Annotated in this window: 7 protein-coding genes and 1 pseudogene; 7 read left to right on the top strand and 1 reads right to left on the bottom strand. The window is 61.6% G+C overall.

Annotated features, from left to right (window positions below):
* The 7 genes and pseudogenes from EOA36_RS17780 to EOA36_RS17750 form a co-directional block, all read left to right on the top strand.
* Nucleotides 1-473, top strand: a 473-nt coding sequence (locus EOA36_RS17780) for an aldehyde dehydrogenase family protein (protein WP_127278744.1), incomplete at its 5' end; no start/stop codon positions are given.
* Nucleotides 474-501: 28 nt separating this feature from the next.
* Nucleotides 502-1578, top strand: a complete 1077-nt coding sequence (locus tag EOA36_RS17775) for an LLM class flavin-dependent oxidoreductase (protein ID WP_127278743.1) — start codon at nucleotides 502-504, stop codon at nucleotides 1576-1578.
* 2 nt (nucleotides 1579-1580) lie between these two features.
* Entirely contained in the window at nucleotides 1581-2408 is an 828-nt protein-coding gene (locus tag EOA36_RS17770; protein WP_127278742.1) for an alpha/beta hydrolase, read from the top strand.
* A 264-nt stretch (nucleotides 2409-2672) separates the two neighbouring features.
* On the top strand, nucleotides 2673-3506 hold the full coding sequence (locus EOA36_RS17765; protein WP_127278741.1) for a transporter substrate-binding domain-containing protein: 834 nt from the start codon (nucleotides 2673-2675) through the stop codon (nucleotides 3504-3506).
* Between the two features lie 54 nt (nucleotides 3507-3560).
* The gene (locus tag EOA36_RS17760; RefSeq protein ID WP_127278740.1) at nucleotides 3561-4535 is read left to right on the top strand and encodes an amino acid ABC transporter permease; all 975 of its coding nucleotides are present in this window, start codon (nucleotides 3561-3563) and stop codon (nucleotides 4533-4535) included.
* Complete coding sequence (locus tag EOA36_RS17755) at nucleotides 4532-5275, top strand: amino acid ABC transporter ATP-binding protein (RefSeq protein WP_127278739.1); 744 nt, start codon at nucleotides 4532-4534, stop codon at nucleotides 5273-5275. Before EOA36_RS17760 ends, EOA36_RS17755 begins: the two co-directional genes overlap by 4 nt.
* 119 nt (nucleotides 5276-5394) lie before the next feature.
* Nucleotides 5395-6026 (top strand): annotated as a pseudogene (locus EOA36_RS17750) (tyrosine-type recombinase/integrase).
* A 128-nt stretch (nucleotides 6027-6154) separates the two neighbouring features.
* On the opposite strand, the gene EOA36_RS17745 reads toward EOA36_RS17750, so the two are convergent.
* On the bottom strand, nucleotides 6155-9230 hold a 3076-nt coding region (locus EOA36_RS17745; protein WP_127278738.1), incomplete at its 5' end, for an AAA family ATPase.

The following is a 9230-nucleotide window of genomic DNA, read 5'->3' as shown; positions in this document are numbered from 1 at the left end:
ATGTCGCCTCGGGCGTGCGCCAGGGCGCCAGCATCGCAGCCGGCGGCAGGCGGCCGCAGGCGGCCGAGCTTGCCGGCGGCTGGTATTTCGAGCCGACCGTGATGACCGATACCGATAACGGCATGGACGTCATGCAGGAAGAACTGTTCGGTCCTGTCGTCGGCGTCATGCCGTTCTCGTCGGAAGACGAGATGATCCGTCTCGCCAACGACACACGCTATGGGCTCGCCTCCGGCATTTGGACGCGGGACATCAACCGCGCGCTGCGCTTCGCCAGGAATGTCGAGGCCGGCACCGTCTGGATCAACACCTACCGCGCGTCCTCCTTCATGTCGGCCAATGGCGGCTTCAAGGAGAGCGGCTATGGCCGGCGCGGCGGCTTCGACGCCATGGAGGAGTTCTCGCGCCTGAAGAACGTCGTCATCGACTATTCCGGCGCCATGCAGGACCCCTTCGTTATCCGCCTTCGCTGACCAAACCCGACGCACTGGGGAGACCGACATGAAATTCGCCGTTTCGCTGACCATGGAGCGCTTCTCGCCCGACATGCCGATGTCGAAGGTGAAGAGCAATCTGCTCGACCTGGCGCGCCTGGCCGACGAGGGCGGCTTCGAGACGCTGTGGACGGCGGAGCATCACACGATCGAATGCACGATCTCGCCCAACCCGCTGATGACGCTGACCTGGCTTGCCCAGCATACCGAGCAGATCCGGCTCGGCACCTCGACGCTGGTCGCGCCCTACTGGAGCCCGATCCGGCTGGCAGGGGAGGGGGCACTTTGCGATCACCTGACCGGCGGGCGGCTGGAGTTCGGCATTGCGCGCGGCTCCTACCAATACGAGTTCGACCGCATGGCCGGCGGCATGCCGCAGCAGGAAGGCGTTGCCTATCTGAAGGAGTTGGTGCCGGCGGTGAAGAAACTGTGGGCGCAGGATTATGCCCATGACGGCCACTACTGGAATTTCCCGCTCGCCGCCGGCGTGCCGAAGCCGCTGCAGAAGCCGCATCCGCCGATCTGGGTGGCCGCGCGAGACCCTGGTACTTTCGACTGGGCGGTCGGCATCGGCGCCTCGATCCTGTCGACGCCCTTGTCGGCGCCGGCGGCCGAGATCGCCGTGCTCGGCGAGAAATTCCGCAAGGCCGTCGCCGATCATCCAGAGGTGCCGCGCCCGCGCCTGATGATGCAGCGGCGCACCTGCGTCTACGAACGGGCGCAGGACTGGGAGATCGCGGTCGGGCATGCCATCGACTACGGCCGCGCCTTCGAGAACCTGTTCCAGAACATCGGCACCGTGCAAAACGGCTTTCCCGAAGCCGTCCCCTACGAGAGCGTCAAGGGCAAGGACAACTACAATCCCGAGAACATCCGCCGCAACCTGATGTTCGGCACACCGGACGAGGTGATCGAGAAACTGCTCGACTATGAAGCGGCGGGCGTCGACCAGTACTGCCTCGGCCTGACCTTCAACCTGCCGTTCGAGCTGCAGAAGAAGACGATCAAGCTGTGGGTCGACGAGGTGATGCCGGTTTTTGCCGCGCGCGAGCGCGACAGGGCGCGTCAGGCGGCGAGGGCGTGACCATGGCGCGCTCCGGCCAGCTCGATGTCGAGGGCGTGCTGCTCAACTGGCGCCTTGAGGGTGAGGGCGGCGTGCCGTTGGTCTGCATCCATGGCGTCGGCTCCTATCTCGAAGCCTGGAATGGCGTGGCGGGCCAACTGAGAGATCGCTTCGCGGTTCTCACTTTCGACCTGCGCGGCCATGGCCGCTCTAGCCGGGTCAAGGGCCGCTACGAGATCGACGATTTCGTCAAGGAGACGCTGGCGCTGGCCGACCATGTCGGGTTTGCCGCCTTCAATCTGGCCGGCTTTTCACTGGGTGGCCTGATCGCGCAGCGCCTGGCGCTGACGCATGCTGAGCGCCTGCAAAAACTGGTGCTGCTGTCGACGGTCGCCGGCCGCACGCCTGAGGAGCGGCACGCGGTGCGTGGCCGGCTGGCGGCGCTGATGGCGAGCGACGGCTCGGCGCATCATGCAGCCTCGCTGTCGCGCTGGCTGACGGAGGATTTCCAGGACAAGAACCCGGTCGTCATCGCCGAGTTGCGCCGGCGTGACGCCGAGAACGACCGCGACTGCTATGCAGCGGCCTATCGCGTTCTGGCCGAGACCGATTTCGGCGGCATTCTCGACCGCGTCACCTGCCCGACGCTGATCGTGACCGGCGAGGACGATCAGGGTTCCAGTCCGCGCATGGCACGGCTGATGCACGAACAGGTGCAAGGGTCGCAACTCGCCATCCTGCCCGGACTTCGCCATTCGATCCTGATCGAAGCGCCGGCTCGGGTTGCCACCGTGATGGGCGATTTCCTGCTGGACGCTGACCGCGGGAAAGGGGTCGCCGCCGATGAATAGCAGCCTTCGCGATGCGGCAGAGAATGTCGGACAGCAGGTGCTGTACGAGGGCTCGCAGGCAACAGGCCGGGACCTTCCCTGTGATCGGGGGAACGGCGACGGCAAACATCCTCCGCGACATCGGAAGACCGGACCGGCCGCGACGTCGCTAAATCCGCGTGCCTTGGGAGAGGACGCCGACCTGGTCGGCACGAAATTGCGACATCACGACCGGCTGAACGGAAGTGACAGCAAGGGACTGAACAACAACAGGGGAATACGCATATGACAATCTGGAACAGACGACTCGTAACGATGGCCGCGGCGGCGCTTGCGCTTGCCGCATATCCTGCTCACGCAGGCGCGGTGCTCGACCGCGTGATGGCGGCCGGCACGCTCAACGTGGCGACCGATGCCAACTGGGCGCCGCAGTCCTTCGTGAATGCCAGCAACGAGCTGGACGGCTTCGATGTCGACGTCGCCAAGGCGATCGGCAAGCACCTCGGCGTCAAGGTCGAGTTCATCACGCCCGGCTGGGACATTATCACCGCCGGCCATTGGGCAGCGCGCTGGGACATGCATGCCGGCTCGATGACGCCGACCAAGAAGCGCGCCGAGATCTTCGATTTTCCGGCAGTGTACTATTACACACCGGCGGCCGTTGCCGTGCACAAGGACAGCAAGGCCAAGACGCTGGCCGACCTCGACGGCAAGGTGGTCGGCGCCACCAGCACCTCCACTTTCGAGGCCTATGCCAAGAAGGATTTGACGCTCGACGCCGCCGGCGCGCCGCCATTCGAGTACAAGCTCAACCCGAAGGAGGTCCACTCCTACGAGAATTCGACGACCGCCTTTGACGACCTTCGCCTCGGCGACGGCGTGCGCCTCGACGCGGTGGTCTCTTCACTGCCGTCGATCCTCGATGCCGAGAAGGCCGGCTACCCGATCAAGCAGGTGGGCGATCCGGTCTTCTACGAGCCGCTTGCGATCGCCATCGAACGCGGCGATCCCGAACTCTCCGCCAAGATCGCCGACGCCGTGAAAGCGATGAAGGCGGACGGCACGCTGAGCAAGCTTTCCGAAAAGTGGTACGGGCAGGATTATTCGAAGACAAACTAGCTTCTCAAAAGGCGGCCTGCCCCCGGCAGGCCGCCGAACAGCCGGTGCTCAAAAATGCTCTATCCGGATACCGTCGAAGCCGAAATCCTCGTCCACAAACCTTGGTTCGTGGCGACGATGTTCGGCGTCGTTCTGCTGCTCTTCATGGCTTTCAACATGTCGGGCACCAGCTTTGCCGAACTGATGCGCCCGGTGATCGGCGAACCGTCGGTGAGTGGCTTCTACGGCCGCTTTGCGATTGCCTTCGCCATAGCGGTGATCTTCACCTTGAACGTCGTGCTGATCGGTTTCGCGCCGCTCAAGTTCCAGATCGGCATCGTCTGGCTCGAACTGCTGCTCCTGTTCATCGCCTTCTTCGAGACGTTCCATCTCAGCCTGCCCTTCATCAGGGAGAAGCTGCCGTTCCTGATCAGCCAGGGCGTTGTCACCACGCTCTACGTCTCGGCGATTTCCATCGTCATCGCCTCGGTCATCGCGGTCGCCGGCGCGGTTGCCAAGCTTTCCAGCAATGGTTTCGCTTACGCCATCGCCAGCTTCTACACCTCCTTCTTCCGCGGCCTTCCGCTGCTCATGCAGGTGTACCTGATCTATCTCGGCTTGCCGCAACTCGGCTTCGTTATCAACGCGGTGCCTGCCGGCATCCTGGCGCTGTCGCTCTGCTACGGCGCTTACATGACCGAGATCTTCCGCTCCGGCATACAGAGCATCGATCGCGGCCAATGGGAGGCGTCGCGCTCCATGGGCTTCGGCTTCACACTGACCATGCGCCGCATCATCCTGCCGCAGGCGCTGCCGGTCATCATTCCGCCGACGGGCAATCAGTTCATCTCGATGCTGAAGGATTCCTCGTTGGTCTCGGTCATCGGCGTGTGGGAGCTGATGTTCCTGGCGCGCACGCTCGGCCAGAAGACCTTCCAGCACATGGAGATGCTGATTTCGGCCGCCATGATCTACTGGATGCTGTCCATCTGCCTCGAACTGATCCAGGCGCGGATCGAACGGCATTACCACAGGAGCAAGGCGCGATGAGTGCTCAGGCCATCATTGAAGCCAAGGCCGTCTCCAAATGGTACGGCCAGTTCCACGCGCTGAAGGACATCAACCTGACGGTCCACAAGGGTGAACGTATCGTCATCTGCGGCCCATCTGGCTCGGGCAAGTCGACACTGATCCGCTGCTTTAACCGCCTCGAGGCGCATCAGTCCGGCGACATCGTCGTCAACGGCGTTGCCCTGCATGGCAAGATGAGCGACGTCGCCGCCGTGCGCTCCAACGTCGGCATGGTCTTCCAGCACTTCAACCTGTTTCCGCACATGACGGTGCTGATGAACTGCATGGCCGGCCCCATGTGGGTGAAGGGCGTGACGGAAAAAGAGGCGCGCAACACCGCGCTCAAGTTCCTGGAACGGGTCCGCATTCCCGAGCAGGCTAACAAGTTCCCCATCCAACTGTCCGGCGGCCAGCAGCAGCGCGTGGCGATCGCCCGCAGCCTGTGCATGAAACCCGATGTCATGCTGTTCGACGAACCGACCTCAGCGCTCGACCCGGAAATGGTCTCCGAGGTGCTCGAGACGATGACGGGGCTGGCGCGCGACGGCATGACCATGGTGTGCGTGACGCATGAGATGGGCTTTGCCCGGGCGGTGGCAGACCGGGTCATCTTCATGGACGCCGGCCAGATCGTCGAGGAGGGCACGCCCGACGAGTTCTTCAGCCGCCCTTGCCATGATCGAACGAAGTTGTTCCTCAGCCAGATTTTGAAGCATTAGCCTTCCTGGAAATGGCTGCGTTTCGACCTGAAGTTCGGGAAACGGAAGGTCCGCTTTCGGCCCTCAACGGTCTACCTGCGTTTTCTCCGGTGGCCAATCATGGCCTAAGGAGAAACGAAATGGGACACTCGTGCTACGACCTTGCCACCTCCGATCGCCGCGCATGGAATGCAGGCAAGAAGGTTGGAACGAAACGCCCTCTGAAACCTCGACAGATATGGGCGATACGCTTCTTTCTCGATCGGGAAAGGCGTCTGCGAGACAGAGCGCTCTTCGATTTGGCGATCGACAGCAAGTTGCGCGGCTGCGATCTCGTCAAGATCAAAATCGGCCATCTTGTTGTAGGACCTGAAATCCGAACGCGCGCGGTGGTCATCCAACAGAAGACCGGCCGACCTGTTCAGTTCGAGTTGATGAGCGACGCACGCTCCAGCCTTCTCACATGGTTGGAACGACGCGGCGGCACAGTGGATGATTACGCCTTCCGAGTAGGATCGATCCAACGGTTCACATGAGCACAAGGCAGTATGCCCGCCTCGTCGACGAATGGGTCGAGGCGATCGGCCTTCGGCCAGAGGAATACGGCACTCATTCCCTGCGTCGCACCAAGGCTTCGATCATCTACAAAGCGACGGGAAATCTGCGAGCCATCCAGATCTTGCTCGGTCATACGAAGATCGAGAACACGGTCCGCTACCTGGGAGTCGATATAGAGGACGCTCTCGAACTTGCCGAAGCAACTGAGGTTTGATCAGGAGCGGTTCCACTTCACGAGTGGAGCCGTGACCAATTTGCGCCCCACGACAGTCATACCTGCGGTCCCGTCCATTCACCAAAAGCGGACTTCGTTAAAGCGACGGCCAGAGGCAGCTTAGCGACTCAATCGGCCTGCTCCTCGGATTGTTCGGCCGGCTGGTTAGAAGCCAATGTCAATGTACTACATAGAATTTTAGTGGCCTCTCTGATGACCGCAGTTTCTAGGCCTTCAGCGACCTCCCCGACCTGAAGCAGATTCCGATATTCAGGTCGGGCCTCTTGCCCCGAGTTTGCCGAGACCTTTGCCAACTCGGTTGCCGCACGAACTGCCAACCAGCGAGCGCGCTGTCTTATTGCGGTTTGACAGGCGTCAGCCAAGAGCTCCATCCCTCGATTCACATCGATCTTGGCAACTAAACAACCCTGAATGCGCTCCACCTCGGCTTGCGCCCATCTCTCGTTCGTCTGGTCCATGACCTCCATGGCATTCGCGATCGCTACGAGTCCCTGCTCGATCCGTCCATGCCGGAGACAAATGTCCGCCATCGATGAATAGAAGTGCGGCAAGTGAAGCTCAGACCCGGTGGAGCGCCATCGCCTTACGCCCTCGCGCAGCATGTCCAGCCCTTCGTCGGGCGTGTCGCCACCAATAGCCCAACCGAGGAGAGCGCGCGCACCCCCTGACCAGGACGCCAGTTTGCGCTCATCAGCCAAGAGCAGCATCCGCTCAGCGATCTGACGGCATTCGGCCGGCTCATTGCGAAAGCGTCTGGCAACGCCGAGGTTCATCAGAGTGAACGCCAGATTAAGCGGATGATCGAGCCGCTCCGCAGTTGCAACCGCTGCTACACAATTCGCAAGCCCGGACTCGACCTTCGCCGCAAGCAGCTGCGCCAAGCCCAGGTAAGTGCGACAGATCGAAAAGGCGTCCTCTCCGAATTTCGCGACATCAAAATCCTTATCAGAGGTCGCCCAGGTATCGATGCCAGCCTGGGCTTCCCGTGCGGCGTCCTCTATCGCGCCGAGATATAGATAAGACGTGGCGAGCGCCCGATGCGCCAACGTCGCTTCCTCGAGATTTCCCCTGAGTGAGGCGTCGACAAGGAGTTGCTGGGCTAAGTCTCGGCTCCGCTGCAAGTCAGGCCGGTCAAGATAGAAGTTCCAAAGCGAACGCCGGACGAAAAAAAGGTTGGAGGTGCGCCCCGTTGATCTACAAAGCTCCTCGGCACGAAGAAAGTTTGCTTCAACCTTCTCGGATGCATATCCGGCCGATGCGTTGAGTGGAACACCCATTTCAAGCCGGACGTCGAGCTCAAGCTCATTTGTGTCGTCCGTTTTGGTTGCCGCTCCGAGGGCCTCCAGCGCACGGGCGAAATGCGCGACTGCCTCTGGGTTGGCGTATCGTGCCGCGGCGACGCGACCGGCATGGCGAAAGCATTCAGCTGCTTCGCGGTATCGCCTTGCAGCCATGAGATGATGTGCTACCAATTCCGGTTCAACGTTCAACTCCGAAATGAGTTTGTCGGCCAGCCTGCTGTGCACGTCCTGGCGCACCGTCTTCAACATACTATGGTATGCGGCATCGCGAACCAGCGCGTGCTTGAAAGTATATCGTGCGTCCGAGCCTCTGCCGCGGCGGAAGACGAGCTCGGCATGGACAAGCTTGTCGAGGGCATCTTCCAAGGCAGCGGCGCTGAGCGGTGTCACCGACCGAAGGAGCTCGTAGCGGAACTCGCGGCCGATGCAGGCGGCCATCTGCGCGACTTCCTTGACTGGCTGCAACCGGTCGAGGCGAGCCATCAGCGAATCGTGCAGCGTCAGCGGAATGTCGAGATCTGCGAGTCTTGCCTGATCATTGAATACGGTGGCACGATCGAGAACGCTCTTTGTTAGCTCTTCAATGAAGAGCGGCACACCATCTGTCGTTGCGATTATCTTGTCTACAAGGATGGGCGGCAGCCGCTTTTCGCCAGCAAGCTTCTCGATGAAAGAGGTGGTCTGTTCACGACCCAGGCGGTTAAGCGCCAGCTTCGTGACAATGGGATGCCCAACAAACCCATGTTCGAAGGTCGGTCTCGTGGTCACCATCATCATGACCCGAGCGTTCTGAATCCGGTCGACACACTGATTCAAAAATTCGAGCGTAGTCGCATCGATCCAATGAATGTCCTCGATCACGAACAACAAAGGCTGCAGGGCGGCAGCATCAAGGACGTCGTCTGCCAAGGCATCAAGCGTCCGCGCTCGCAGCTGCTGTGGGCTTAGCCCCTTAAGCGCATCACTTTGGGGGTGTGGGAGATCGAGCAGAGAAGCAAGAAACGGTACCGACCGGCACTCTGGACCTTTCGCGCGCTCGAGAGCTCTTAGCTTCTCGCTGTCGCTGGCAGATTCCGCAATCCCTACTGCATGGCGGAGCTGCTGGATTGCCGGATAGAGCGGGGTGCCCGAGTAGTAGGGCGAGCACTGATAGACGACGCGCGCGTGCCCCCCCTGCGAAACTGCGTCTATTAAGGCTCGGGTGATCCGTGATTTCCCGATGCCCGCCTCGCCGCTGAGCAGAACGAGCTGGCCTTCGCCTCTCTTCGCTTGCCCCCAACGCTCAAGAGCGAGTCGGAGTTCGAGGTCTCTTCCAATCATGATTTGAGGAGCGCTGGAGGCGCGCGCCTCGTAGCGCGTCTCGACGGCCCGCTCCCCAACCACCAGAAAGGGCGAGACCGGTGCCGAAATTCCCTTAAGTTCGATGGAACTCAGCTTCTCAACCGCGAATACTCCGCCGAGCAGCTTTCTAGTGCTTTCTGACACTACTACACATCCCGGTTGGGCGAGCCCTTGCAGACGCGCGGCTAGGTTCGGCGTATCGCCGACAACTGCCTCCTCCTGAGCTGCCCCTTCGCCGATGAGATCCCCGACGACTACCAGCCCCGTGGCGATGCCGATACGCGCGGCAAGCGGCTTGCCGCTCGGCGCTCTTAGACCAGCGGTTGCGGACGCAGCGGCCAGACCGGCGAGCACCGCGCGTTCTGCATCGTGCTCGTGCGCCCGCGGCCAGCCGAAATAGGCGAGCACGCCGTCGCCCATCAGCTTGGCAACGCTTCCCTCGTAACGGGTGATCTCTCGCGACACCGCCTGTTGGTAGGCCAGCATCACCTCGCGCGTATCTTCAGGATCGAGCTGCTGCGACAGCTCGGTCGAGCCCACG

The organism is Mesorhizobium sp. M8A.F.Ca.ET.021.01.1.1 (assembly GCF_003998025.1).
Taxonomy (GTDB): Bacteria; Pseudomonadota; Alphaproteobacteria; order Rhizobiales; family Rhizobiaceae; genus Mesorhizobium.
The sequence above is the reverse complement of the archived record's forward strand: the minus strand, read 5'-3'. Positions and strand labels throughout refer to the sequence as shown.